This window comes from Brevibacterium sp. LS14 (assembly GCF_012027885.1).
Lineage (GTDB): Bacteria > Actinomycetota > Actinomycetes > Actinomycetales > Brevibacteriaceae > Brevibacterium > Brevibacterium casei.
In genome coordinates this window covers 1-24,882 of record NZ_SJXG01000042.1, presented here as the reverse complement: position 1 = coordinate 24,882, position 24,882 = coordinate 1, and the positions used below count along the sequence as shown (strand labels likewise).

Annotated in this window: 20 protein-coding genes; 12 read left to right on the top strand and 8 right to left on the bottom strand. The window is 68.5% G+C overall.

Annotation, left to right across the window (positions count from 1 at the left end):
* Positions 1 to 400: 400 nt before the first annotated feature.
* From EZE58_RS06300 to EZE58_RS06280, 5 genes are all read left to right on the top strand, one after another.
* On the top strand, positions 401 to 2,740 hold the full coding sequence (locus tag EZE58_RS06300; protein ID WP_240941168.1) for a S9 family peptidase: 2,340 nt from the start codon (positions 401 to 403) through the stop codon (positions 2,738 to 2,740).
* A gap of 263 nt (positions 2,741 to 3,003) precedes the next feature.
* The gene (locus tag EZE58_RS06295; protein WP_167560116.1) at positions 3,004 to 3,987 is read left to right on the top strand and encodes an ABC transporter substrate-binding protein; all 984 of its coding nucleotides are present in this window, start codon (positions 3,004 to 3,006) and stop codon (positions 3,985 to 3,987) included.
* An 80-nt stretch (positions 3,988 to 4,067) separates the two neighbouring features.
* A complete protein-coding gene (locus tag EZE58_RS06290; RefSeq protein WP_063248950.1) occupies positions 4,068 to 5,066 on the top strand; it encodes an ABC transporter permease in 999 nt (332 codons plus the stop codon).
* Between the two features lie 3 nt (positions 5,067 to 5,069).
* Entirely contained in the window at positions 5,070 to 5,861 is a 792-nt protein-coding gene (locus EZE58_RS06285; protein WP_063248951.1) for an ATP-binding cassette domain-containing protein, read from the top strand.
* Between the two features lie 396 nt (positions 5,862 to 6,257).
* Positions 6,258 to 8,450 carry a BCCT family transporter gene (locus EZE58_RS06280; protein ID WP_101624472.1) on the top strand — a complete coding sequence of 731 codons (2,193 nt, stop codon included), beginning with the start codon at positions 6,258 to 6,260 and terminating at the stop codon, positions 8,448 to 8,450.
* On the opposite strand, the gene EZE58_RS06275 is transcribed toward EZE58_RS06280, so the two are convergent.
* Positions 8,409 to 9,395: an SUMF1/EgtB/PvdO family nonheme iron enzyme gene (locus EZE58_RS06275; protein ID WP_009380255.1), complete on the bottom strand. Its 987-nt coding sequence runs from the start codon at positions 9,393 to 9,395 to the stop codon at positions 8,409 to 8,411. The genes EZE58_RS06280 and EZE58_RS06275 overlap by 42 nt on opposite strands.
* Positions 9,396 to 9,551: 156 nt before the next feature.
* On the opposite strand from EZE58_RS06275, the gene betC reads away from it, so the two are divergent.
* Complete coding sequence (gene betC, locus EZE58_RS06270) at positions 9,552 to 11,411, top strand: choline-sulfatase (RefSeq protein WP_167560114.1); 1,860 nt, start codon at positions 9,552 to 9,554, stop codon at positions 11,409 to 11,411.
* 194 nt (positions 11,412 to 11,605) lie between these two features.
* Here the strand turns inward: betC and EZE58_RS06265 are convergent, their stop codons facing one another.
* Positions 11,606 to 12,013 (bottom strand): hypothetical protein, encoded by a 408-nt coding sequence (locus EZE58_RS06265; RefSeq protein WP_009380249.1) that lies wholly within the window; start codon positions 12,011 to 12,013, stop codon positions 11,606 to 11,608.
* A gap of 153 nt (positions 12,014 to 12,166) precedes the next feature.
* Here EZE58_RS06265 and EZE58_RS06260 point away from each other — a divergent pair, with 153 nt between their 5' ends.
* A complete protein-coding gene (locus tag EZE58_RS06260; RefSeq protein ID WP_167560112.1) occupies positions 12,167 to 13,573 on the top strand; it encodes a TIGR01777 family oxidoreductase in 1,407 nt (468 codons plus the stop codon).
* Positions 13,574 to 13,601: 28 nt separating this feature from the next.
* Here the strand turns inward: EZE58_RS06260 and EZE58_RS06255 are convergent, their stop codons facing one another.
* A complete protein-coding gene (locus EZE58_RS06255) occupies positions 13,602 to 14,831 on the bottom strand; it encodes a cobalamin-independent methionine synthase II family protein (RefSeq protein WP_167560110.1) in 1,230 nt (409 codons plus the stop codon).
* A 211-nt stretch (positions 14,832 to 15,042) separates the two neighbouring features.
* Between EZE58_RS06255 and EZE58_RS06250 the strand changes: the two genes are divergently transcribed.
* The gene (locus EZE58_RS06250) at positions 15,043 to 16,341 is read left to right on the top strand and encodes a hypothetical protein (protein WP_167560108.1); all 1,299 of its coding nucleotides are present in this window, start codon (positions 15,043 to 15,045) and stop codon (positions 16,339 to 16,341) included.
* Between the two features lie 32 nt (positions 16,342 to 16,373).
* Here EZE58_RS06250 and EZE58_RS06245 read toward each other — a convergent pair whose 3' ends face one another.
* Complete coding sequence (locus EZE58_RS06245; protein ID WP_167560106.1) at positions 16,374 to 16,703, bottom strand: hypothetical protein; 330 nt, start codon at positions 16,701 to 16,703, stop codon at positions 16,374 to 16,376.
* A 308-nt stretch (positions 16,704 to 17,011) separates the two neighbouring features.
* Here EZE58_RS06245 and EZE58_RS06240 point away from each other — a divergent pair, with 308 nt between their 5' ends.
* A complete protein-coding gene (locus tag EZE58_RS06240; RefSeq protein WP_009380240.1) occupies positions 17,012 to 17,386 on the top strand; it encodes a hypothetical protein in 375 nt (124 codons plus the stop codon).
* A gap of 132 nt (positions 17,387 to 17,518) precedes the next feature.
* Here EZE58_RS06240 and purL read toward each other — a convergent pair whose 3' ends face one another.
* Positions 17,519 to 19,885 carry a phosphoribosylformylglycinamidine synthase subunit PurL gene (gene purL, locus EZE58_RS06235; protein ID WP_009380238.1) on the bottom strand — a complete coding sequence of 789 codons (2,367 nt, stop codon included), beginning with the start codon at positions 19,883 to 19,885 and terminating at the stop codon, positions 17,519 to 17,521.
* A 181-nt stretch (positions 19,886 to 20,066) separates the two neighbouring features.
* Here purL and EZE58_RS06230 point away from each other — a divergent pair, with 181 nt between their 5' ends.
* Positions 20,067 to 20,978 carry a rhodanese-related sulfurtransferase gene (locus EZE58_RS06230; RefSeq protein WP_009380236.1) on the top strand — a complete coding sequence of 304 codons (912 nt, stop codon included), beginning with the start codon at positions 20,067 to 20,069 and terminating at the stop codon, positions 20,976 to 20,978.
* A gap of 68 nt (positions 20,979 to 21,046) precedes the next feature.
* On the opposite strand, the gene EZE58_RS06225 is transcribed toward EZE58_RS06230, so the two are convergent.
* Positions 21,047 to 21,610, bottom strand: coding sequence for a TetR/AcrR family transcriptional regulator (locus EZE58_RS06225; protein WP_009380234.1), 564 nt, complete (start codon positions 21,608 to 21,610; stop codon positions 21,047 to 21,049).
* A gap of 87 nt (positions 21,611 to 21,697) precedes the next feature.
* Here EZE58_RS06225 and EZE58_RS06220 point away from each other — a divergent pair, with 87 nt between their 5' ends.
* Complete coding sequence (locus tag EZE58_RS06220; RefSeq protein ID WP_009380232.1) at positions 21,698 to 22,276, top strand: DUF2867 domain-containing protein; 579 nt, start codon at positions 21,698 to 21,700, stop codon at positions 22,274 to 22,276.
* On the opposite strand, the gene EZE58_RS06215 is transcribed toward EZE58_RS06220, so the two are convergent.
* Positions 22,216 to 22,854: a hypothetical protein gene (locus EZE58_RS06215; RefSeq protein WP_009380230.1), complete on the bottom strand. Its 639-nt coding sequence runs from the start codon at positions 22,852 to 22,854 to the stop codon at positions 22,216 to 22,218. The two genes, EZE58_RS06220 and EZE58_RS06215, sit on opposite strands and share 61 nt — an antisense overlap.
* Before the next feature lie 190 nt (positions 22,855 to 23,044).
* Here EZE58_RS06215 and EZE58_RS06210 point away from each other — a divergent pair, with 190 nt between their 5' ends.
* A complete protein-coding gene (locus EZE58_RS06210; RefSeq protein ID WP_009380229.1) occupies positions 23,045 to 23,557 on the top strand; it encodes a MarR family transcriptional regulator in 513 nt (170 codons plus the stop codon).
* A gap of 89 nt (positions 23,558 to 23,646) precedes the next feature.
* Here the strand turns inward: EZE58_RS06210 and EZE58_RS06205 are convergent, their stop codons facing one another.
* Positions 23,647 to 24,648, bottom strand: a complete 1,002-nt coding sequence (locus tag EZE58_RS06205; protein WP_009380228.1) for a DUF1731 domain-containing protein — start codon at positions 24,646 to 24,648, stop codon at positions 23,647 to 23,649.
* Between the last annotated feature and the right edge of the window lie 234 nt (positions 24,649 to 24,882).

Sequence of the window (24,882 nt, the reverse complement as noted above, 5' to 3'; positions counted from 1 at the left end):
CCCCGTTTGTGGTCGCAAAACCGAGGAGTTTCGGCCCAGAGAGGCGATTTCCCTCGGTTTTTCGACCGCAACCAGGTTGGAGAGGCGGTGGGGTGGCTGGGACCGTCCTCCCGTGCCCCGTTTGTGGTCGCAAAACCGTGGAGATTCAGCCCAGAGGCGCGATTTCCCTCGGTTTTTCGACCGCAACCAGGTTGGAGAGGCGGTGGGGTGGCTGGGACCGTCCTCCCGTGCCCCGTTTGTGGTCGCAAAACCGAGGAGTTTCGACCCAGAGAGGCGATTTCCCTCGGTTCTTCGACCGCAACCAGGTTGGAGTGATGGGTGTGGGCGGTTTTGGGTGGTGGCTGAGGCTGAAGAGGAGCAGTGGGTGTGGGCGGGGTGGCGTGGTGGCTATGGTGGGGGCATGACGTCTTCCGACTCCTCGCAGTCCAGCACCCCCACGCCCTCCTCCGCAGGGTCCAGCGACTCCACGCCTGAGACGACAGCCGCGCCCACCTCGGCGCCGGTGGCGAAGAAGATCCCGCACGAGCGCACCCACCACGGCCACACCTTCGTCGACGACTACGAGTGGATGCGGGAGAAGGACTCGCCCGAGGTCATCGCCCACCTCGAGGCGGAGAACGCGTGGACCGAGGCGCAGACCGCCGAGCTCGAACCGCTGCGCGAGGCGATCTTCACCGAGATCAAGACCCGCATCAAGGAGACCGACATGTCCGTGCCGACGCGGCGCGGCGGCTACTGGTACTTCACGCGGACGAAGGCGGGTCTCGACTACGGCATCCACGTCCGCGTCCCTGCAGCCGACGACGGCGACTGGACTCCGCCGGAGATCGGCGAGGATCCGCTGCCCGGCGAAGAGGTCGTCTTCGACTCGAACCAGGCGGCGCGCGGCACGGACTTCTTCTCACTCGGCACGTTCTCCCTCACCGAGGACGGCCGCTACCTCCTCTACGGCGTCGACACCGCCGGCGACGAACGCTTCGTCCTGCGCATCCGCGACCTCTCGACGGGCGAAGACCTGCCCGACCGGATCGAGAACACGTTCGCCGGCGCGACGATCGACCCGAGCGGCCGGTTCGTCTTCTACACGACGGTCGACGAGGCATGGCGTCCGGAGAAGGTCTGGCGCCATACGGTCACAGGCGCCGGCGCCGGCTACGCTTCAGCGACCGACCCGACCGCCGCCCCCGAGGCGAGCGGCGCCGAAGACGTCTGCATCTTCCACGAACCCGACGAGCGGTTCTTCGTCGGCGTCGGCTTCTCCCGGTCCGAGTGCTACCTCTTCATCGTCACCGGCTCGAAGACGACGACCGGGTACTGGCGGCTGCGCGGCGACGACCTCGAGGCGGCCCCGCAGGAGATCTGGCCCCGGGTCGACGGGGTCGAGTACTCCGTCGAACACGCCGTCGTCTCTGGCGAGGACCGCTTCCTCATCACCCACAACCGCGACCGCGCCGACTTCGACATCGTCGACGTCCCGGCCGCCGATCCCACCGGGGACGCGACCGAGACCGCCGATGCCGTCGACGAACCCGCGGGCACCGGTGCGGATCCGACGACGACCGGACGGCGGGTGCTCGCCGACGTCTCCGGGCTGCGTATCGAGGAGGTCGATGCGTTCGCCGACTTCGTCGTCATCTCCTATCGCCGAGGCGGCTTCGCCCGAGTCGGCATCGTCCGTCTCACCGGCGACCCGACGGTCCCGTACGCGCCGCTTGTCGAGCTGCCATTCGACAGGGAGACGGGCACCCTCGGATTCGGGCCCAACCCCGAGTTCGACCAGCCGACCGTGCGCCTGACCTTCACCTCGATGTCGACCCCGGCCGTCGTCTACCAGCACGATGTCGCCACCGGCACCGACACGGTCCTCAAGCGCCAGCCCGTGCTCGGCTCGGTCGACCTCACCCGATATGGTGAGACGCTCGTCTGGGCGACGGCCGCCGACGGCACCCGCATCCCCGTCTCGCTCGTCTACCGCACCGACCTCGTCGACGTCGACGAGGAGGGTCTGCCGACCGCCTCGGCGCCGCTCATCCTCTACGGCTACGGATCGTACGAGATCAGCGTCGACCCGTACTTCTCTGTGGCCCGGCTTTCGCTGCTCGACCGCGGGGTCGTCTACGCGATCGCCCACGTCCGCGGCGGCGGGGAGATGGGCCGGCACTGGTACGACGAGGGCAAGACGACGGCGAAGGTGACCACCTTCACCGACTTCATCGCGGTCGCACGCCATCTCGTCGAGGCGGAGTGGACGACGCCGGAGCAGCTCGTCGCCACCGGTGGGTCCGCCGGCGGCCTCCTCATGGGCGCGATCGTCAACATGGCCCCCGAGCTCTTCGCCGGCGTGAGCGCGCACGTGCCCTTCGTCGATGCGCTCACCTCGATCCTCATGCCCGAACTTCCGCTCACCGTCATCGAATGGGAGGAATGGGGCGACCCGCTCCACGACCCCGAGGTGTATGAGTACACGCGCTCCTACACCCCCTATGAGAACGTCGCCGAGGCGGCCCACCCGAAGATCCTCGCCGTGACCTCACTCAACGACACCCGCGTCCTCTACGTCGAGCCGGCCAAATGGGTGGCCCGTCTGCGCGAGGTCGGCGCCGACGTGATCCTGCGGACCGAGATGGCCGCCGGGCACGGCGGCGCGTCGGGGCGCTACGACGCGTGGAAGGAGACGGCCTTCGACTTCGCGTGGATGCTCGGGGTTCTGGGACGTTCCGACGTCGTCATCGAGCCCTGAGCGGACGTTCGGCTCGGCAGATAACGATCTGCTGACGAAACGTCCCCAAAGCGTGATTCGGGCCACTGGCACCTCAGGTGCCGAATAAAGTGGTCACTATGGCAGTCGTCCCCACCCGAACTTCGCCCTCATCGGAGAGGGCGAAGTCCGGGACCGGGGACGGCTGATGCCTTGATCGTCGCCGACGACGGAGACGATCGAGGACGCGCATGGGTTCGTTGCGGTCCGCAGATGCCGGACCGAATTTTTCAAAGGGGAGAAGTATGCGTCTCAAGCAACTGGCTGTCGCGATCGTCGCCGTCGGCTCGATGGCTGCGGTGTCCGCGTGTTCCGGCGGTGACAGCGGCGGAGGTGAGGGCGGAGGGGACTCCTACAGCATCGGCATCTCCCAGCTCGTCCAGCACCCGGCGCTCGACGCCGCGACCTCCGGCTTCAAGAAGTCGTTCGAGGACGCAGGAGTCGAAGTCGACTGGGATGAGCAGAACGCCAACGGCGAGCAGGCCAACGCGACGTCGATCGCACAGAACTTCGCGAGCTCCGACCTCGACCTCGTGCTCGCCGTCGCCACCCCCGCCGCGCAGGCAGCGGCGCAGGCGATCACGGACAAGCCGGTCCTCTTCACCGCTGTGACCGATCCGGTCGAAGCCGGTCTCGTCCAGTCCAATGAGGAACCGGGCGGCAACGTCACCGGCACCTCGGACCTCAACCCCGTCGCCGATCAGCTGCAGCTGGTCAAGGACGTCAAGCCGGACGCGAAGACCGTCGGCATCGTCTACAGCTCCGGTGAGGTCAACTCGCAGGTCCAGGTCGACCTCGCGAAGGAGGCCGCGAAGGGCATGGGCCTCGAGATCAAGGAGGCGACGATCGCGAACTCGGGTGAGCTCGGCCAGGCCGTCGACTCGCTCGGCAAGGTCGACGCCTACTACGTGCCCACCGACAACAACGTCGTCTCCGCAGTGACGACGATGGTCCAGGCCGCGGAGAAGAACAAGGCGCTGCTCGTCGGCTCCGAGGCCGGACAGGTCGAGCAGGGTGCGGCGATCACCCGCGGCATCGACTACACGAAGCTCGGTGAGCAGACCGGTGCGATGGCGCTGAAGATCCTCAAGGACGGCGCGAAGCCGGCCGACCTGCCGGTCGAGACGAGCGACACGCTCGAACTCGTCGTCAACCCGGAGGCCGCGAAGCGGCAGGGCGCGGAGATCCCGCAGAACCTCATCGACGAGGCCGCCACCGTCATCGAATGACGCCGAGGCGGGCCCGCGGGAGCTCCCTCCCGCGGGCCCGCGTGCGACCTCACCCATCCTGACAATCCGATCGGACAGCAATGTACGGAGCACTGGAGCTCGGGCTCATCTACGCAGCCATGGCCTTGGGCGTCTACCTCACCTTCAAGGTCCTCAACTTCCCCGACCTCACCGTCGACGGAAGCTTCACCACGGGCGGCGCCACCGCAGCCTCCCTCATCATCGTCGGGGTCAACCCCTTCCTCGCGACACTGGCCGCGATCGGAGCCGGCCTCGTCGCCGGCTTCATCACCGGTCTCCTCCACACCAAGGGAGGCATCGACGGTCTGCTCGCCGGCATCCTCACGATGATCGGCCTGTGGTCGATCAACCTGCGGATCATGGGCGCAGCGAACCTCTCACTGCTGCGCGAGGACACCGTCTTCACTCCGCTGCGGGAGAACATGTGGCTGGGGTCGTGGGTGTCGATCGCGATCCTCGTCGCCTTCACCCTCGTGCTCAAGTTCCTCGTCGACTGGTTCCTCACCACCGACCTCGGGCTCGCCATCCAGGCCACGGGCAACAACCGTGAGATGATCCGCAGCCTCGGCGTCAACACCGACAACACGACGATGCTCACGCTCGCGCTCTCGAACGGTCTCGTCGCGCTCTGCGGGGCGCTCATCGCGCAGTACCAGGGCTTCGCCGACATCAGCATGGGCATCGGCCTCATCCTCGTCGGCCTCGCCTCGGTCATCCTCGGCCAGGCGATCTTCGGCAACCGGAACATCGTCATGGCCAGCCTCGGCGCGATCCTCGGGTCGGTCATCTACCGGATCATCATCTTCCTCGCCCTGCGCGCGGGCCTCAACACCGATGACATGAAGCTCACCACCGCGCTCCTCGTCATCGTCGCCCTCCTCCTGCCGAGGTGGGGCTTCCTCAAACGGATCCCGTCGTTCGGAAGCCGCGGCAACCGGGCGCCGACGAAGCTGCCTCCGGGCACCACCGACGACCCCGCCGCCGTTCACGCCGCGCCCGCCGGGGCGGGTACGGGGACGCCGGGGACGACGACCGCCTCGGCGGGCAGGGAGGGCTGAGCCATGCTGACCATCGACACGATCTCGAAGACCTTCTTCCCCGGCACCGTCAACGAGCGCAAAGCCCTCCAGGGGCTCTCGCTCACCCTCGAGGAGTCCGACTTCGTCACCGTCATCGGCTCGAACGGTGCGGGCAAGTCGACGCTGCTCAACACGATCTCCGGACGTCTGCCCATCGACTCCGGGTCGATCACCATCGACGGCGCCGAGGTGGCGAAGAAGCGCGAATACCATCGGGCCGCCTACCTCGGGCGGGTGTTCCAGGACCCGATGGCGGGCACCGCGCCCGACCTCACGATCGAGCAGAACCTCTCCCTCGCCCTCAAGCGCGGGCAGCGGCGGGGGCTGGGTCGGGGGACCACCTCGGCGAGGCGGAAGCGGTTCCGCGCCGAACTCGAGACCCTCGAGCTCGGACTCGAGAATCGGCTGAAGACGAAGGTCGGGCTGCTCTCGGGCGGCCAGCGGCAGGCGCTGAGCCTGCTCATGGCCGGGTTCACGCAGCCGCGGATCCTCCTCCTCGACGAGCACACGGCCGCGCTCGATCCGCAGCGGGCAGCGCTCGTGACCGAGCTGACGGAGAAGATCGTCGCCGCCGACGGTCTGACCACGCTCATGGTCACGCACAATATGGAGCAGGCGATCGCGCTCGGCAACCGGCTCATCATGATGCACGAAGGGCGCATCATCTACGAGGCCGACGCCGAGGCGAAGAAAACGCTCACCGTCGAGACCCTCCTCGGCGAGTTCTCGAAGCTCAAGGGCGCCTCTCTCGGAGACCGCGCACTGCTCAATTGAGCGCTGTGCGCTGCCGGGATGCTCGGCAGCCCCGCCCCGACCACGGCCGGTCCGCGACTCCGCGGGCCGGCCGTCGGCGTGGGTCCGCGTGCCCCGTCTGCCGGTGTGCAAGCGTCGGTGCGGCAGGGTCGACTGCCGAGTGCCGATGCGTCCGAATGCGTCGCCGCGGCGTTGAGAAGCCCGCGCGATGCTGTTAGCCTCAACGACCGTGGGCCGCAACGGGTGAGCCAAGTCCCGTTGCCGTGACCGGCCCCCTGCGCCTCCCGCGCGGCTGAGATGGTTCGCGTGGTCGTGAGTGCCGCGGACGTCGTGCCGCCGGACTGCTGAGCAGCCCCGGCCGAGATGCCGCGGCCCGGAGGCCGGTGCGAGATCGACAACTGAGAAAGGCCCTTCGTCATGTCCGATGATTCGGTCAGCGACACCCAGCGCTCCGCGCATCATCACACTCCGCCCGAGCACACCACCGCCCGCAGAGTCACCCGCGACCGCTTCAAGGCCGACGCGCGACGAGTGGGCAGGGATGCGAAACGGGTCGGCCGTGATGCCAAACGCGTGGGCAGGGACACCGGCAAGCGCCTCGGCGCCCTCGACTACGCCCGCCCCAAACGGGACACCGCGACGGCGGCCGATCCGACGCTCGATCCGAACGCCCAGTACCCGCACGACATCCACCCGATCCTCGTCCCCGGCATCGCCATCGACGAGCAGCGGCGACGGTACTCGATCGACAAGGTGATCTTCGCGGTCGCGGGCTCACTCACGGTCGCCTTCGTCATCTGGGGCATCTCGGATCCCGGCAGCGTCGCCTCGGTGGCCCAAGGCGCCTTCGACTGGTCGACGCTCAACGTCGGCTGGTTCTTCAACCTCGTCGCCATCGTCGTCCTCGTCTCCCTCCTCATCCTCGCGTTCTCCCCGTACGGGAGGATCCCGCTCGGCAAGGACGGGGAGAAGGCCGAGTTCAGCACGTTCGCGTGGGTGGCGATGCTCTTCGCCGCAGGCATCGGCATCGGCGTCCTCTTCTTCGGCCCCTCCGAACCGCTCACGTACTTCATCACCCCGCCGCCGCTGACGAACGACCCCGAGACGACCGAGGCCCTCCACGGTGCGATGGCCCAGACCTACTACCACTGGGGCTTCCACGCGTGGGCGATGTACGCCCTCGTCGGCGGTGCGATCGCCTACGCCGGGTACCGGCGCGGACGCTCTCTGCTCCTCTCCTCGATCTTCCGCACCCTCTTCGGCAAGCGTCAGACGGAGGGCTTCGCAGGCAAGCTCGTCGACATCTTCGCGATCGTCGCCACCCTCTTCGGCACGGCCGCGGCCCTCGGCATCGCCGCGATGCAGATCGGCACCGGGGTGAGCATCGTCACCGGTGTCGGACCGATGACGAACGCGATGCTCGTCGGCATCATCTGCGTGCTCACGATCGGCTTCATCATCTCCGCGGTCTCCGGGGTCTCCCGCGGCATCCGCTACCTCTCCTCGATCAACATCGTGCTCACGATCGGCATCGTCGGCCTCGTCCTCTTCCTCGGCCCCACCCTCTTCCTCCTCAACCTCCTGCCCTCGGCGCTCATGGAGTACCTCGGGTCGTTCTTCGACCTCATGGGCCGGTCGCTGTCGTGGGGTGCCGAGACCCAGGAGTTCCAGTCCGTGTGGACCGTCTACTACTGGGCGTGGTGGATCTCGTGGTCGCCGTTCGTCGGCACGTTCATCGCCCGCATCTCCCGTGGCCGTTCGATCCGCCAGTTCATCCTCGGCACGATCTTCATCCCCTCGACGCTCCTCTTCGTCGCCTACGGGATCATGGGCGGAACGTCGATCTGGCTCTACCGGGAGGGCGCGGCGGGCTTCACCGACACCATGGCCGCCCCCGAGGTGTTCTTCACCCTCATCGACAACCTCCCCTTCCTCGGCTGGCTGCCGGCGGTCGCGATCGTCGTCCTCGCGATCTTCTTCATCACCTCGGCCGACTCCGCGTCCGTCGTCATGGGCATGCTCACGAGCCGCGGCGACCAGTCACCGCGGAAGTGGGTCGTCGTCTTCTGGGGTCTCGTGATGTCGGGCATCGCCGTCGTCATGCTCCTCCTCGGCGACGCGAGCGCACTCGAGGGTCTCCAGCAGCTCGTCATCGTCACCGCCGTCCCCTTCGCCCTCGTCATGCTCTTCATCATCGTCGCGTGGGTCAAGGAGCTGCGCACCGACCCGATGGCCCTGCGCCGCCGGTACGCGCAGAACGCCGTCGACAACGCCGTCGTCGCCGGCGCCGAGACCTACGGCGACAACTTCGCCCTCCAGGTCGTGCCGACCGAACCCGGCGACGGTGCGAACGGCGACATCGTCTCCGAGGACGAGGCCTACACCGACTGGTACCAGCGCACCGATGAGGACGGCGAGCCCGTCGGCTACGACTACGGCACCGGGGAGTGGGAGGACGGCTGGACTCCGGAGACGAAGGACACCGCCCCCGCCGAGGCGACCCCCGACTCCGCCTCGGACGCTGAGTCCGCGCCGGATGAGTCCGCAGACGCCGAGCCCCGGTCGGCCTCAGAGGTCGACGGCGAGGCGAAATCCCGTGTGACCGAGTGACGTCTCCGGGGTGACCGCGCTGCGCGCTGAGGTGCGGTAACGGCGGCAGTACGAGGCGTGGCAGAGGTGCGAGCCGCCGCGGATGACCGCCCGCGCATCATCGGGACCGAAGCTTCCGCTCGTCCACTCCCAGACGTTGCCGGTCATGTTGTGCAGCCCGAAGCCGTTCGGCGGGTACGCGTCGACAGCGACGGTGCCGACCGGTTCGGTGGGGTGGTCGGGGAAGGCGCCGACGAAGGTCTTCATCCGCGGGACACCGTCAGGTTCCCGGATCGACCCCCACGGGTAGGGTTGCTGGTCGAGTCCGCCGCGGGCCGCGAACTCCCATTCGGCCTCGGTCGGCAGCCGGGCGCCCACCCACTCGGCATAGGCCTCGGCGTCATACCGCGTCACGTGGGTGACGGGATGGTCGGGGCGTGCGACGATGAACGCATGGTCCGCTCTCAGCCTCGCGTCGGCACCGCGCTCCTGGCCGTTGCCGTGCTCGCCGCCGGCGGCGGTGCCCTGCCCGACCAGAGTGCGGCCCGGGCCCTCGGGGTGCAGCCACGACGCACCCGCGACCTGCCGCCACCACGGGGTCGCCGCCACAGCCGGGGAGGTTTCGAGGGCCTCGGCGTCGAGGAGACCGGCGAAGACGAGCGAATCACCGTACGCCTCGGCGCCGGTGCGGTGACCGGTGGCGAGGACGAACGCGGCGAACTCGGCGCGTGTGACCGTCGTCGCCGCGATCGCGAATGGAGCGATATCCACCTCACGGACCGGCCCCTCACCGTCCTCCGGGTAGGCGAGGGAATCCTCGCTGCCCATGCGGAAGACCCCGCCGGTGAGGCCGACCATGCGCATCTCGGCGGACGCGTACTCGGCGAGGGCGGCGATGACGCCGTCCTCGTCGCGGGACGGTTCCCGGCTCGGCACAGCCACCTCGGCGGGGGATTCTTCTTCCACAACACCCACCTCGGGTGGGGGCGACGCCTGCCCGTCGGACTCGGTCGGCGATGTCCGCGAAGGACCGCAGCATGACTCCATTCCCCACCTCACCGACGTAGCTCACGGCGCGCCCGACGATGGTCGCGCCCTCATTCGCAAGGACGTGACCAGCATATGCAACCCCCGAACATCGTCGTCATCCAGGCCGACCAGATGGCGGCCGAAGCTCTCGGCGCCTACGGCAACGAGGCGGCCCTGACCCCGCACATCGACGAGCTCGCAGAATCCGGTGCCGTCTTCGACCGTGCCTACTGCACGACTCCGCTGTGCGCCCCCTCGCGGGCGTCGATGATGACCGGGCGCATGCCCTCGGAGATCGACTGCCTCGACAACGGCGATGACTTCGCCGCTTCGGTGCCGACGTTCGCCCACCGGCTGCGCAAGCTCGGCTACCACACCGCCCTCATCGGGCGGATGCACTTCATCGGCCCCGACCAGCACCACGGCTTCGAGGAGCGGCTGACGACCGACGTCTACCCGGCCGACCTCGACATGGTCCCCGACTGGACGCGACCGCTCCACGACAGGCTCCAGTGGTACCACGAGGCCGACCCCGTCTTCACCGCGGGCGCGGCGACGGCGAACGTCCAGCAGGACTTCGACGACGAGGTGATCTTCCGGACCCTGCGCCACCTGGGCGACCGGAAGCGGGCGAACCAGGCGGCCGGCGAGGACCAGCCGTTCCTCATGGTCACCTCGTTCATCCACCCCCACGACCCGTACGAACCGCCCAGGGAGCACTGGGACCGCTTCGCCGAGACGGCCATCCCCGACCCCGCCCACCCCGAGGTTCCCGACCCGGCCGTCGATCCCCACAGCCACCGGCTGCGGACGATGTCCGGGCTCGACGAACGGGAGCCTGCCATCGAGGATGTCCGCCGTGCCCGGCGGGCCTACTATGCCGCCGTGTCCTACATCGACGACCACGTCGGGGCGATCATGGCGCGCCTGCGCGATCTCGGACTTGACGCGAACACCGTCGTCATCGTCACGAGCGATCACGGCGACATGCTCGGGGAGAAAGGGCTCTGGTACAAGATGTCCCCGTACGAGCAGTCGTCCCGGGTCCCGCTCATCGTCGCAGGCCCCGCCGAGGTGGTCCTCCCCGGCCGGTACGCCGACCCCGTCTCCCTGCTCGACCTCGCCCCCACCCTCGTCGAGATCGCGCACACCGGCACCGGCGGGGTCGCCCACCACGCCGATCGGGGTCTCTCGGGGCTCTCCCTCCTCGAATCGGCTCGTCGGGAGGCAGCAGGGGAGCAGGGGCCGGGGGACAGGGACATCCTCATCGAGTACTTCGCCGAGGGGACGTACCGACCGCAGGTGACGATCGTGCGCGGGACTCTCAAGCTCACCGTCTGCCCCGGCGATCCCGACCTGCTCTTCGACCTCGCGGACGATCCGGACGAGCTGCACAATCGCGCGGATTCACCGGAGTATGCCGAGGCCGTCGCGCAGCTGCGGACGGCGATCGCGGCCCGCTGCGACCTCGAGGTCATCGAAGACCATGTGCTCGCCTCCCAGCGCAGCCGTCACCTCGTCGCCGATGCCCTCCGGGTCGGGCACGTCCGCCACTGGGACTTCGAACCGACGGTCGACAACGGGTACGTCCGCGGGGACTTCTGGGCGGCGTTCCGGTTCGGGAAGATCCCGGACCTGCGCGAGCAGGCGGCTGGGCGGGGAGCGGAAGTGCGCGGCCCGGCGTTCACACGGCGACCGGCGGCTGGGCGCGATTCAGAGGTCGAGGGCGTCGGCCGTGGCGACGACTTCGCTCAGCGCCGCGAAGAACTCCTCCCGGCGCTTGCGGGACCAGCCGGCGGTGAGCCGGTCGGCGACCTCGCCCTGCCACTGACGGGCATCGACGAGCAGCCGCTGCCCGGTCGGCGTGAGGTGCACGGTCCGCCGTCTCGCGTCATGGGCCGAGGCGGCGGTGGCGACGAGTCCGGCGTCCGCGGCGGCCGTGATGAGCCGTGACGCTCCGGACTGGTCGATCCCGATCTCAGCGGCGACAGCGTTGACCGTGGGCTCGATGTCCTGCCGTGCGAGGGCATCGACCGCCTCGGCGACGAGGACGAGCCGACCATTCTCGGCCACGGCGTCTTCGCCGGTGATGGGCATGCGGGAGAACCGGCGGACGAAGGCGAAGAGCGGGTGGGCGGCGGGGGCGCTCATGGTGTGGGCGGCTCCTCGGTGGCCGCCATCTCCCTGCAGATGAAGGCGAGCTCGAGTGCGGACCGGAGATCCGGGAGCCGCAGGGCGGCGGTGACGACATCGCCGGAGGCGCGGAAGACCGTGGCCACGCGCGTCGGCGTCGGAGTCTGCGGCCAGGTCGCGTCCTGCTCGACGACGATGAGGCGTTCGCTGATCGGGTGCCAGGAGCGGGGGCGCAGACGGATGCCCGAGCGTGCGACCCAGCCGGCGAAGTCCGCGGGACTGATCGGTCCCGCCCCCTTGGGACCGAGGACGACGACGGGATCGCCGACCGCCTCGGCGCACCGGTCGAGGTCTCCTGAGTTCACTGCCTCATGCCACGCATTCACCGCGGTCTCGAGGTCGGAGTGCTGGGGCGTTGCCATGCCGGGAATCATATGCGTCATGCATACATCTGCGCAATGGGTGCCGACGGTGATCGGTCAAGGTCGGTTGTCTGCCAATTCACCGGGCATTGGGCGAGTTGTGGATCACACTTTGAGGTTGGGGTGGGAAGATCGGAGGACAGGAGGGATGTCATGACCAAGTTCGAGTGGACCTCGGAAGTCCCGCTCGCCGCAGAGACCGTCTTCGACTGGCACGCTCAGCCCGGAGCACTCACCCGCGTCTCACCGCATTGGGCCCAGGAGGTCGTCCAGGAGAGCTATCCTCCGCTCGCGCCCGGCTCGGTCGCCGAGGTCAAGGCGAGCCTGCCCGGCAGCTACGGACTTGTCCGCCGCCCCTTCACCGCCGTCCACTCCGAAGGGCCGTCGCGGTTCTCCTTCGTCGACGAGCTGATGAAGGGCCCGCTCAGCCAGTGGAAGCACACTCATGAGTTCACCTCGGAGGCTGGGGGCTCACAGATCACCGACACGATCGAGTTCTCGATGACCCCGCAGGGCTTCGAGACGATCGACCGCGGCATCACCCACTACATCGAGGCGACGTTCGAAGCCCGTCAGCGGCGCCTGCTCATGGACTTCGCGTTCCTCGAGCGGATGAGCGCACCGCTGCTGCGGATCGGCAAGGGCAGAGGCAAGCACATCCTCATCGCCGGCGGCAGCGGACTCGTCGGGCGGCAGGTCGCGGCTCTCTTCTCCACCGGCGGGCACTATGTGCGCCTCCTCGTGCGCGGGACGCCGAAGTTCCCCTACGAGGTGCACTGGGATCCCGAGGTCGGGATCCTCAATCCGCAGAACCTCGCGTGGGCGGATGCGGTCGTCCACCTCGGCGGGAAGTCGATCGCAACCCGGTTCACGAAGAAGGCGAAGGAGGAGATCCGGTCCTCGCGGATCGACTCGACGACGCTGCTCGCCGAGACGATGTGCTCCCTGCCCGAGGCGAAGCGCCCCGAGGTCTTCGTCTGCGCCTCGGCGGTCGGCGCCTACGGTGCCCATGCCGAGGTGCCCGTCGACGAATCGGGAGCGTTCGGGGAGGGGTTCCTCGCCGAGCTCTGCCGTGACTGGGAGGCCGCCGCCTCCCGGGTCGAGGACGCCGGCATCCGGTGGGTCTCGATCCGCTCGGGCATCGCGCTGACGACGCTCGGCGGGTTCCTCAGAGCGCAGGCCCCGCTCTACCTCGCCGGAGCTGGCGGGCGGCTCGGCAGCGGAGAGCAGGGCCTGGCCTGGGTCTCCCTCGACGATCTTGCCCGCTCGTACGTCCACGCGGTGCTCACCGACTATGTGCGCGGCCCGGTCAATGCGGTCGCCCCCGAGCTCATCACACAGAAGGAGTTCGCCGAGGCGCTCGCCTCCCACCTCCACCGCCCCGCCCGGATCCCGACGCCCGGGTTCGTCACCGAACTCGTCCTCGGTCGGGACGGTGCCAGGGAGCTCGCCCTGGCCGATCAGAAGGTCCTGCCGACCAAGCTCGAGGAGACCGGGTACCAGTTCGCCCATCCGACGCTCGACGACTGCCTCGTCGAGGAGCTCGGCAAGGGCGCCTGAGCGACCGGCTCGGTGCGGGCGACCGGTGTCAGAGTCGCGCCGAGGCGAGTGCCGCGCCTTCGGTGAGCGCCTTGAGCTTCGCGACGGCGATCTCCGGGTGGACGCGTCCGCCGAGGCCGCAGTCGGTCGAGGCGACGACGTTGTCGGGGCCGACGAGTTTCGCGAAGCGGCTGATGCGTTCGGCGACGAGCTCGGGATGCTCGACGACGTTCGTCGCATGCGAGACGATGCCGGGGATGAGGTACTTGCCCTCGGGCAGTGTCGTGTCCTCCCAGATCCGCCACTCGTGCTCGTGGCGGGCGTTCGCGGCTTCGAAGGTGATGCCGGCGGCGTTGATCGTGAGCACCTGGTCGACGATCTCGGCGAACGGCAGGTCGGTGACATGCGGGCCGTGCCAGGAGCCCCAGCACGTGTGGACCCGGACCTGGGCGGGATCGATGCCGCGCAGGGCGTGGTTGAGGGCGTCGATGCGGATCTGCGTGAAGGCCCGATAGTCGTCGAAGCTCGGCTCGGGATTGATCTGGTCGAAGTTCTCCGCGAGCGAGGGGTCGTCGATCTGGACGGTCAGCCCCGCCTCGGTGATGGCGAGGTACTCCTCCCGGAGGACATCGGCCCACGCCCAGATGAACTCCTCCTCGGTGGCGTAGTGCTCGTTGGCGATGCGGGACGCCGAGCCGGGTGAGAGCGCATTGATGTAGCCGTCGCGAGTGTCGTATCCGGCAGCCGACAGGCCGGCCTTGAGGTTCGCGATGTCGGCGGCGACCTGAGCGTGGCCGATGTAGCTGATCGGTCCGGTGGCCTTGGGGAACTGGGGCTGGGTGCCGGTGTCGGTGCCGGAACTCTCATCACCGTAGACACCGGCGAAGAGGTTGCGGTCGCGGCGGTCGCCGAAGCTCGTCAGGCGGATCGCGCCGGGCTCGGAGCGCTTCGCCGGGGCCTCCCACTTGTCGACGTCGTCGAGTTCGAGGCCGTCGGTGCGGGCGAACGAGTAGTGCCACCACGCGCCGTAGTCGAAGTCGGCAGCCATCGCATGACCGTACTCGCCGTCGTTGGGGAGTGAGATCCCCAGTTCCCGCTGGCGCCCCACGAGGTCGACGACGCTCGCGGTGAGCAGATCGTCGTAGCGTTCGGTGTCGACGTCGGTCACGGTCTCCCCGGCGAGGCGGGCAGTGTTCTGGGCCTGTTTGGCCCTGTTCGCCTCGAGAAGTTCGGGGGTGCGGGGCAGTGAGCCTGCGTGCGAGGTGCGGATCGTGGCCATGGAGGTACTCCTTCTCTCGTTCGGATGTCGTTCGCCGAGGTGGTCGCCGCGGTGGTCGCCGGGCGGCGGCCGGCGCCGGCGCCGAAGGGTGTCGGCGGGTCGTCTTCAGGCAATCACATGAGAGTCCGTGCAGGGGTGTGAGTCGTCATCTGCGGTCGCAGGGGGCGAGGGAGTCGCCTCCGCGCCCCGGTCGAGCGCATAGAGTGAGGGCATGAGCGACCTTTACCCGCATGGCAGGGCCGACCAGTGGAACCGGCCGAATCAGTGGACCGGCCCCGGGAACGTGCCGCCGCGGAACGCGGGTGTGCCCGCTCACCTCCGCCAGGACGGTCCTGATGCGGGATGGGGACAGGCGGGCGGGCAGCCCCCGCGCACGTCGGCCCTGGGGCAGGCGGGTCCCTTGGGGTCTCGGCCTGCTGCGGTGATCGCCCCGAACACGACGGGGTGGCTTGCGCGGTTCCTCCTCTGGGCAGGGATATTCATCGGCTTCCTCCCGGCGGTTCTCCTCGTGCCGATCCTCATGAGTGCAGATTTCGAAGAGGTACGACGTCTCCACTCGCTCGTCACGGTATTCACGGGAATCCTCTCGTTGCTCCTCGCCGCGGCGGCGTTCGCGCTCATCCGGAACACGTCGTGGGCGAGGCGGTTGATCGGCGGAGGGCTCTTCGTCTTCGCTGAGATCCTTGGTCTGACGGTCCCGCCCGCCCTCGTAGCGGTCGTCGCTGAGATCTCCTACCAGTTCAATGCGGGGTTGTGGGTGAGCACGGTCGTCTTCGCCGTGTTCTCCGCCTTCACGCTCACTCTCCGGCTCGTCGGATGGTCGATCGCGCGCAATCGGCGCTGGTGGGTGCTCCTCGTTGCGGCCGGCTGCGGTGTGGTCATTCCGGTGATCAGTGCGCTGCTCCAATCTGCGACGAGCACCACGCTCGATCGTCCCGGACTGCCGTACTGGGTGGGCGGCGTCATCGTCCCGATCATCTCGCTGCTTCTCGTCTTCGGTGCGCTCGGGCTCCTTCACATCCTCGGCGGACTCCGCGGCGGAGCGGCTCCCGTCGTCGCCCAACCGACGCTCGGCGAAGGACGGCCGCGCCGCAGCGCGTCGAGCACAGCGCTGGCTCCGTATCCGGGCGGGGCGCCGGGCCAGGGTCCTCTCGGCCAGGGGCCCGGGCACGACGCGAACGGTCAGCAGTCGTCCGGTCAGTTGCAGCCCGGCCAGGTGCCGTACGGCGGCCAGCAGCCCTATGGCCAGGCCGCCTACGGAGGTCAATCGCCATACGGCCAGCAGTCGTCTGGCGGCGGTTTCAGTGGACCGGCGAGTCGGCCCCAGCCGAACGCTGGGCCTGATCCGTACCGGGCGCCCGATGACTCGAGGCAACAGGCGGACCGTCGACCTGGCCAGGCAGGGGACCCACAGCGGTGGAAGCCGAGGCCGTCGGATCAGCAGCCGGGCCCGGCAGGTCAGCAGCCGAACTCCTCAGACCAGCAGTCTCCGCACCGCCCCCGGCACTGACACGGGGCGACCCGCACCGCGGCGGCGAGGTCTTAGGCCCACCTGTCGTCGACGACGTCGGCAAAGCTGCCGATCTCGTCCCGCAGGCGCTCGATGAGCGCGTCGCCTTCAGTCTGGCTTCGCCGTCGACTTTCCTCGGACTTCCAGCCGTCGAACGGGTCGAAATGACTGTTCCAGTACGAGTTCCAAGCAACGATGTCTGCGCTGAGTGCCTCCGACAGTCCGAGGTCCTCGGGGTAGAGCGCGTAGTTGGCCGATCCGTTCTCCCAGAGGACAGTTCGACAGTAGTCAGGGAAGAACCTGATCGTCCGCCTAGGGTTCCCGCTCGGCTTTGTTGATTGCGGGTTGTCGTCGCGTGCCATGATGCCTTCTCGTTTCTGCGAGATCGGGGTGCTCAGGGTCATCGGAGCGCTCGGGGTGTTCGGGGTGCTCAGAGTCTTATCGGTCGGACCGCAGTCACCGTCCTCGTCCGGTCCTTCGAGGTGAACACAGACGGGATGGACTCGTCAACCACACCGGTACCTCGACTGCCGACCTCGGCGCGAACGACATCGGTGTATTCGACGGCTGTGCGCTCCCACCAGCGACGTTGCCTTGTCTGCGACGTGCTGCACCGTTAGCGTAGTGAGCACCACGGCGAGCGACGAGACACCCCGAAGGAGCTGATCGTGTGAACCCGAAACGAGACCGCATCGTCGGACTGATCTGCGGCGTGCTCGGCGCCGCGGTCATCGGCATCGGAGTCTTCTGGGTGAGCCTGCCGGCGCTCATCCTCGCGGCCGCGATGGCAGCCCTGCCGATCGCCCTCATCGTTCGCGGAAGCGACGATGCCCCTCCGAGACAGCCGTGGCACCGCTGGGTCGTCGTCGGACTGCTGTTGGCCACGGTGGTCGTCGCGATCGCCTCCCTGCTCGACATCGCCCCACTGTGGCCGGTGGTCTTCGGTTGCCTGGGTGCGGCGTACTACAGCCTCGGCATCCTGCTCCTGGCCAGGCGCAGGCCGGTGGCGCCGAACGCGGCGACAGACGCCCGACCCCTCAGCTGACGAGAACCATCCCCGCCGAAGGCACATCCCCGCCAACGCTGACGACAGAGCCCCCCCAACGCAAGAGCCCCGCATCCCGACAGTGAGATGTCGAGAGGCGGGGCTCTGCGCTGTACGGTCCGGCCGGACGGCTCAGCCGAAGTGCTTCGGCAGGGTCTCCGCGTGGGCGTTGCGCAGTTCGTCGAGACCGACGGAGAAGTGGTCGACGACCTCGAGCTGAGGCGAACCGTCCCCGGTATCGGTCATGCCGATGCGGATGAATGGGAAGTTCCTGGCGGTGCACATGTCCTTGAACCGGACCTCCTCCGAGCGCGGGACGGCGACGATCGCCCGCGCCGTCGACTCGGAGAACAGGGCGGTGAAGACGTCGATGCCGTCGCGCTCGCACAGCTCGTCGAGCCAGATCCGCGCCCCCGTGCCGTAGCGCAGGCACGACTCGACGAGGGCCTGCGAGAGGCCGCCCTCGGAGAGATCGTGGGCGGCATCGACCATCCCGTCGCGCGAGGAGTTGATGAGGATCTCCGCGAGTTCGCGCTCGGTCTCCGGCCGGTACTTCGGAGGAACCCCGCCGAGGTGGCCGGCCGTGACGTCGGCCCACGCCGACCCGTCGAGCTCGGCCTCCGTGGTGCCGAGCAGGTAGATCGTCTGTCCCGGCTCCTTCCAGCCGCTCGGGGTGCGGCGGGCGACGTCGTCGAAGATGCCGAGGACGCCGACGACCGGGGTCGGGTGGATGGCCACGCCGCCGGTCTGGTTGTACAAGGAGACGTTGCCGCCGGTAACGGGGATGCCGAGGTCCTGGCACGCCTCGGCGAGGCCTTCGACGGCGGCGGCGAACTGCCACATGATCTCCGGGTCCTCCGGGGAGCCGAAGTTGAGGCAGTCGGTGACCGCCCGCGGGATGGCGCCGGCGGTGGCGACGTTGCGGTACGCCTCGGCCAGGGCGAGCTGCGCACCGCGGGCCGGGTCGAGGTAGCCGTAGCGGCCGTTGGCGTCGGTGGCGATCGCCACGCCCAGACCGGACTCCTCATCGACGCGGATGACACCGGCATCGTCGGGGAAGGCCTGGGCGGTATTGCCCTGGACGTAGCGGTCGTACTGGGTGGTGATCCACTCCTTCGACGCGAGGTTCGGCGAGCCCGCGAGGGCGACCATCGTCGCCTTGAGCTCCTCATCGGTCTCCGGTCGCGGAAGGCCTGCGGACTCGACGGAGTTCGCGGCCACCTCGGCGGTCCATGACGGTTCGGTCATCGGACGCTGGTAGACGGGACCGTCGTGGGCGACCGACCGCGGGGGCACGTCGACGATGACGTCGCCATGCCATTCGATGATGAGGCGGCCGGTGTCGGTGACCTCGCCGAGGACGGAGGTCTCGACGTCCCACTTGTCGACGATGGCCATGAACTCGTCGAGGCGGTCGGGCCGGACGACGGCCATCATCCGCTCCTGCGACTCGGACATGAGGATCTCCTCGGGCGTGAGCGTGTCATCACGCAGCAGGACGTCGTCGAGGGCGATGTGCATGCCGCCGTCGCCGTTCGAGGCGAGCTCCGAGGTCGCGCAGCTGATGCCCGCGGCACCGAGGTCCTGGATGCCCTCGACGACGCCGGCGCGGAAGAGCTCGAGGCAGCATTCGATGAGGACCTTCTCCGCGAAGGGGTCGCCGACCTGGACGGCCGGGCGCTTCGAGGGCTTCGTGTCGTCGAAGGACTCCGAGGCGAGGATCGAGGCCCCGCCGATGCCGTCGCCGCCGGTGCGGGCACCGAAGAGGACGACCTTGTTGCCCTTGCCCGAGGCGTTCGCCAGCCGGATGTCCTCATGGCGCATGACGCCCACCGCCAGCGCATTGACGAGCGGGTTGCCCTGATAGACGGAGTCGAAGACCGTCTCGCCACCGATGTTGGGCAGGCCGAGGGAGTTGCCGTACTGGCTGATGCCGGAGACGACGCCGTGGACGACGCGGGAGGTGTCGGGGTGGTCGATGGCGCCGAAGCGCAGCTGGTCCATCACAGCCACGGGGCGGGCGCCCATCGAGATGATGTCGCGGACGATGCCGCCGACGCCGGTCGCAGCACCCTGGTGCGGTTCGACGTAGCTCGGGTGGTTGTGGGACTCGACCTTGAAGGTCACGGCCCAGCCGTCGCCGATGTCGACGACGCCGGCGTTCTCGCCGATGCCGACGAGGAGGTGCTCCTTCATCTCGTCGGTGACGTAGTCGCCGAACTTCGACAGGTGGACCTTGGAGGACTTGTAGGAGCAGTGCTCGGACCACATGACCGAGTACATCGCCAACTCCGCCGAGGTGGGGCGACGTCCGAGGATCTCCTTGATCCGTGCGTATTCGTCGGCTTTGAGGCCGAGTTCGGCGAACGGCTGGTCGACGTCGGGGTTCGCGGTGGCGAACTCGACCGTCTCCCTGACCTTCTTCGAGGTCGCCGGGACCTCCTGGGACTCGTCCGCGCGAGCAGACTCGGAATTCGCGGAGATGAGGTTTTCTGACATGTCCTCTGGGTGGCCCTTTCCTACGACACGGAGCTCGCCGTCCATCTTATCCGGGCAGGGCAACGCCGCGCGCCCTCGCCCCTGGGACAGCCCGCCTCGGCGAGGACGGGGCAACCGCCTCGGCGAGGGCGATCGGGCTCCGCCTCGCCGGACGAACTGTCCGCAAATTAGACTGGGAGCCATGGCAACTCCCAAGATCGTGCTCTTCTACGTCTTCACCCCACTGCCCGACCCTGAAGCGGTCAGGCTGTGGCAGCACACGCTCGCGCAGAGCCTCGGGCTCAAAGGGCGGGTCATCGTGTCGAAGGATGGGATCAACGCGACTCTCGGCGGTGACATCGACGAGGTCAAGGCCTACGTGCGGGCGACGAAGTCCTACGAACCGTTCCGGAAGGCCGACATCAAATGGTCGAACGGACAGGGCGATGACTTCCCGCGTCTGAGTGTGAAGGTCCGCCCCGAACTCGTCACCTTCGGCACCACGGACGAGATCACGGTGACGACCGACGGCGTGCAGGGCGGGGGAGTCCACCTGGGGCCGGGAGCGCTGCACAAGCTCCTCGACGAACGCGGCGATGAGGTCGTCTTCTTCGACGGGCGCAACGCGATGGAGGCGCAGATCGGGAAGTTCCGCGATGCGATCGTCCCCGACACCGAGACCACCCGCGACTTCATCGCCGAGATCGAATCCGGCAAATACGACGACCTCAAGGACAAGCCCGTGGTCACGTACTGCACCGGCGGCATCCGCTGCGAGGTGCTGTCCGTGCTCATGAAGAACCGCGGCTTCGATGAGGTCTATCAGCTCGAGGGCGGCATCGTCCGCTACGGCGAGACCTTCGGCAACACCGGCTACTGGGACGGTTCGCTCTACGTCTTCGACAAGCGCATGCACGTCGAATTCGGTGAGGGTGCCGAGTCGATCGGCCACTGCGTCGAGTGCGGGACGCGGACTCCCGAATTCGTCAACTGCGCGAACCTCGAATGTCGGAAGCAGTACCTCCGGTGCGCGGAGTGCACGGCTGCCGGGCTCCAGCCCGAGTGCACGGACTGTGCCGAGGATCCCGCCCTCGCCGAGGCGGCCGCCGGCTGAATCCCGTCGTCGACCGAGGGTCGACAACGCCCGATCGTCGCCGTCACGTGAGGAGCCGGCGTCGGACGTCAGGCGAGGAGTCGGTCGAGGATGTGCTCGCGGGCCGCGTAGGCAGAGCGGCTCTCCGCGATCGCGGGCATGAGGTGATCGCCGAGGCGGGTCGACATCGCGATCACGCACCGGGCCTCGACCTCGACTGGATCGGCGCAGATCTCGCCGACGAGCTCCCGGAGGTAACCGAGGTGCTTCTCATCGACTCGGCGCAATCGGCGTGCCACATCCGGATCCCGGAGACCCCAGTGGCGGATCGCGAGCTCGACGTCGACACCGGTGGCAGGTCGGTCGTCTGCCTCGTCGACGACGTCGACGAGACGCCGCAGCCGCTCGCGAGGGTCGTCTCCGGCGCTCTGCTCGGTCCGGTCGACGATGCGGTCGGTCACCTCGTGCTCCCACACGTCGAGCATCTCCGTCAGCAGCGCCGACCGATCGGCGAAATAGCCGTAGAAGCCGCCCTTGGTGACGCCGAGGGACTGCGCGAGAGCCTCGACTCTCACCGCCTCCGGACCGCCGACGGCGAGTGCCCGCAGGCCCTCGTCGATCCAGGCGCGCCGGGGAGTTCGTGGATGGGCCATGGTCACCTCTCTCACTTCAGATCTATACGGTAGCGCATAGACCGTGGTAGCGTGCTTCTATACGCTGACGTATATATCGAGGTGACCATGAGACTGCCCCGGAGCGCCTACACCTCCAGGCACTGGCGCATGCACGAGATCGCTCCCGACTTCACGGTCGAAGACGTCTGGGAGCTGCCGATCCGCGGAGACCGCGACGAGCTGCCCCGGGTCGTCGACGCAATCTTCGGCAGCGCGTTCCCCGATGAGGCGCCGGCCGTCGTCCGCGTCCTCTGGGCAGCCCGGTGGAAGATCGGCGCGCTGCTCGGGTGGGACGACGTCGGTGGCGGACTCGACGAACGCGTGCCGTCTCTGCGGCAGCGGCTGCCCGACGACCTCCGACCCGACGCGGACGTCCGAGTGGACCCCTTCACGCTGGTCTTTGAGACCGAGGACGAGTTCGCGGCCGAGCTGGCGAACCGCACCGTCCACACGGCGATGCACCTGGGCTGGCTGCCCGGCGACGCCGGCCGCTATGTCTGCCGGATGACCGTGCTCGTCCGCCCCAACGGCCGACTCGGCGCGTTCTACATGACGGCGATCAAGCCCTTGAGGCTGCTCTTCGTCTACCCGGCCCTGCTCCGGTCGATCGGGCGGCGCTGGGAGGCGTCCGCCTCGGCGCGGTGATCCCGCCTCGGCCAGGACCCGCGCGCCGAGACGATGAGGACGGCGCCGATCTGGAGGACGACACCGTAGCGGACGACCTCGGCGAAGCCGACGGTCGGCAGCATCGCGATGAGGAAGCAGAGGAGCAGGCCGGCCGCGAGTTTGCCGACCCAGCGCCACAGCGGACCGACGATGAGCAGGGTGCCGAGTGCCGCCTCGGCGACCGTCGCGATCACCCCGGCGACGGCGGCGAGCGGACTCGGCGCCCACGGCAGCAGCACCCCGACATAGGCGAGGAACTCCGGCCACGATCCCCATGAGACTCCGGGAGCGCCGGGCGCTCCGAGGAGTCCGAAGCGATCGGCGACCGAGAGCAGCAGTTCGATCCCGACGACCGCGCCGAGGAGACGGCCGGTCAGCCACCGTGCCCACCGACTGCGGGTCAGAGCTGCCACGCCCGCGATGACGGTGAGTGCGGTGAGGGCCGTGACGATTGGACCGACCGTCACGCCCTGCAGCACGCCGATGCCGGCGACGATGACGCCGAGTGCCGTCCAGATGAGACCGCCTGCCAGGCGGTACCTGTCCATGTACTCCATGTTCACTCCTGTGCTCCTGAACCGCCGTGGTCCGCGGCGGTGGTCATGGTGATTGCTGCCCGCCCCACGTCTCGGCCTGTGACGCCTGCTGTGGCTCCGATGCCCGTCCTGACGCACTCCCCGCGCCCTCACGGCCGCCGCCCGAATGGTAAGGTGGTTGACTGATTTCAGGATAGGAGGCTGGGGAGAAATGGTCAAGGACTTTACCAATCCTCTGCGGGAGCGACCGCTGCCGCTCGGTTCCCTGCTCTCGTCGACGGCGCAGCACCTCCTCGGCGGCCTCGACGATGCCCTCGCTCATGCGGGACTGGCGGGGATCCGGTCCGCGCACGCGCCGCTGTTCCTCGTCATCGATCCCGAGGGGACGAGGGCGTCGGAGCTCGCGAAGCGGACGAAGATGACGAAGCAGGCGATGGGGGAGCAGGTCCGTCACCTCGAGAGGCTCGGCTACGTCGAGGTCGTGCCCGACCCGAGCGACGGCAGGGCACGGCTCGTGCGGCTGACCGCATCCGGTTGGGAGGGAGTCGAGATCGCCGAGGCGGTGATCACCCGCTTCGACGCGTGGCTTGATGAGCGCATCGGCGCCGAGGCGGTTGCGCAGGTGCGTGTGACGCTTGGCGAGATCCTCGGCAGTGACTCATCCGAATGGGGTGCTCGGTCAGCGGAGCCGAATGCGACAGAGAGCGCAGACGAGCAGGCCTGACTGCGGGCGGACGACCCAGGCGCTCGATGCCGGACACCAACCGTCGCGCTTCGGGTGTCGCCTCACTCCGCCACCGTCTCACCTCTTCGTCAGCGCAGGAGACTCCTCACCGCCGCGCTGACGTCGGTCCAGCGGAAGTCGAAGCCGGCGGCTTCGAGCCTCTCCGGCAGGACCCACCGGCTCTTGAGGACGAGCTCCGACTCCTGCCGGAGGACCGCCATGCCGGTCTCGAGGAGCCACCTCGGCGCGGGGATCCCGATCGGCATCCGCACCGCGCTGCGCAGGGCGGCCATGAGTGCGGCGTTGTCCGAGACTCCCGGGCTGGAGAGATTGACCGGCCCCGAGATCTCCGGATGCGTGTCGATGAAGCGTATCGCGGCGACGAGGTCGTCGATGTGGATCCAGCTGAAGCGCTGACGGCCGTGAGTCGGCTCGTGCCCCCGCCACACGGTCGGTCCGGAGGCGTGCGGTCCTATTCCACGGTAACGCCGATGACCGAACCACCGTCCCTCGAGCTGGCGACCGCCTGCGCCGAAGCGAGCGGCCGTCGCGAGCATGCTCAGGGCCGCACCATCACCGAGGACGATCGCCATCCGGGCGGCCACGCGGCGAGTGCGCGGCAGTTTGCCGCGGAAGAACTCCGCTTCCCAGCCGGTGGCGACGTCGACGGAGAATCCCTCCCCGATGTCTCCGGTCGATTCGGTCTGCGGGCGGTCGATCGCGTGACGGTAGATCGTCGCCGTGCTCGCGTTGATCCACAGCCGCGGCGGCGCCGAGGCGGAGCTCACCGCGTCGTGGAGTGCCCGGGTCGTGAGGATGCGGGAATCCCAGATCTCTTGCCGATTACGGTCGGTGTAGCGGCATCCGACGCTTCGGCCGGCGAGGTTGATGAGGAGATCGGCGCCGTCGACTGTGACTCTGATGCCGTCCGGGTCATCCCATCCGGTATCGGCAGAGCTACCGCGACCGATCGTGCGCACCCGGTAGCCCCACTCCTCGAGCGGGCCGATGAGTGAGCGGCCGATGAATCCTGAGGCGCCGGCGATGACGGCGGTGGGGGAGTGGACGGGAGATGCGGCAGGCTCGCTCATGAGGTCACCGTAGCGTGGCGAGCATCGGACTCTCGGGTGCCGGCTTCTGGCGAAACGCTGCGTCTCAGCGCGCGGCTCGCTGATGGTCCTGGTCCTGGGTTGCAGTGCTCGATTCGAGGCGGCTGGCGCGGCCCGATTCGGGTGGCGTGGGTCATGTGGTGGTTGTCACCCTGCCTGGTGTGGTTTCGGGGTTGCGTGGGGGTGTTCTGGTGGTCTAGAGTTATATCTCGTTCG

Bases quoted from the DNA above. Each gene is read 5' to 3' on its own strand.
- EZE58_RS06230 (WP_009380236.1), top strand. From the start codon at position 20,067: ATGGCAACTCCCAAGATCGTGCTCTTCTACGTCTTCACCCCACTGCCC.
- EZE58_RS06285 (WP_063248951.1), top strand. From the start codon at position 5,070: ATGCTGACCATCGACACGATCTCGAAGACCTTCTTCCCCGGCACCGTC.
- EZE58_RS06290 (WP_063248950.1), top strand. From the start codon at position 4,068: ATGTACGGAGCACTGGAGCTCGGGCTCATCTACGCAGCCATGGCCTTG.
- EZE58_RS06265 (WP_009380249.1), bottom strand. From the start codon at position 12,013: ATGGCAACGCCCCAGCACTCCGACCTCGAGACCGCGGTGAATGCGTGG.
- EZE58_RS06255 (WP_167560110.1), bottom strand. From the start codon at position 14,831: ATGGCCACGATCCGCACCTCGCACGCAGGCTCACTGCCCCGCACCCCC.
- EZE58_RS06205 (WP_009380228.1), bottom strand. From the start codon at position 24,648: ATGAGCGAGCCTGCCGCATCTCCCGTCCACTCCCCCACCGCCGTCATC.
- EZE58_RS06225 (WP_009380234.1), bottom strand. From the start codon at position 21,610: ATGGCCCATCCACGAACTCCCCGGCGCGCCTGGATCGACGAGGGCCTG.
- EZE58_RS06295 (WP_167560116.1), top strand. From the start codon at position 3,004: ATGCGTCTCAAGCAACTGGCTGTCGCGATCGTCGCCGTCGGCTCGATG.
- betC (WP_167560114.1), top strand. From the start codon at position 9,552: ATGCAACCCCCGAACATCGTCGTCATCCAGGCCGACCAGATGGCGGCC.
- EZE58_RS06300 (WP_240941168.1), top strand. From the start codon at position 401: ATGACGTCTTCCGACTCCTCGCAGTCCAGCACCCCCACGCCCTCCTCC.
- EZE58_RS06215 (WP_009380230.1), bottom strand. From the start codon at position 22,854: ATGGAGTACATGGACAGGTACCGCCTGGCAGGCGGTCTCATCTGGACG.
- EZE58_RS06260 (WP_167560112.1), top strand. From the start codon at position 12,167: ATGACCAAGTTCGAGTGGACCTCGGAAGTCCCGCTCGCCGCAGAGACC.
- EZE58_RS06250 (WP_167560108.1), top strand. From the start codon at position 15,043: ATGAGCGACCTTTACCCGCATGGCAGGGCCGACCAGTGGAACCGGCCG.
- EZE58_RS06280 (WP_101624472.1), top strand. From the start codon at position 6,258: ATGTCCGATGATTCGGTCAGCGACACCCAGCGCTCCGCGCATCATCAC.
- EZE58_RS06245 (WP_167560106.1), bottom strand. From the start codon at position 16,703: ATGGCACGCGACGACAACCCGCAATCAACAAAGCCGAGCGGGAACCCT.
- purL (WP_009380238.1), bottom strand. From the start codon at position 19,885: ATGTCAGAAAACCTCATCTCCGCGAATTCCGAGTCTGCTCGCGCGGAC.
- EZE58_RS06220 (WP_009380232.1), top strand. From the start codon at position 21,698: ATGAGACTGCCCCGGAGCGCCTACACCTCCAGGCACTGGCGCATGCAC.
- EZE58_RS06210 (WP_009380229.1), top strand. From the start codon at position 23,045: ATGGTCAAGGACTTTACCAATCCTCTGCGGGAGCGACCGCTGCCGCTC.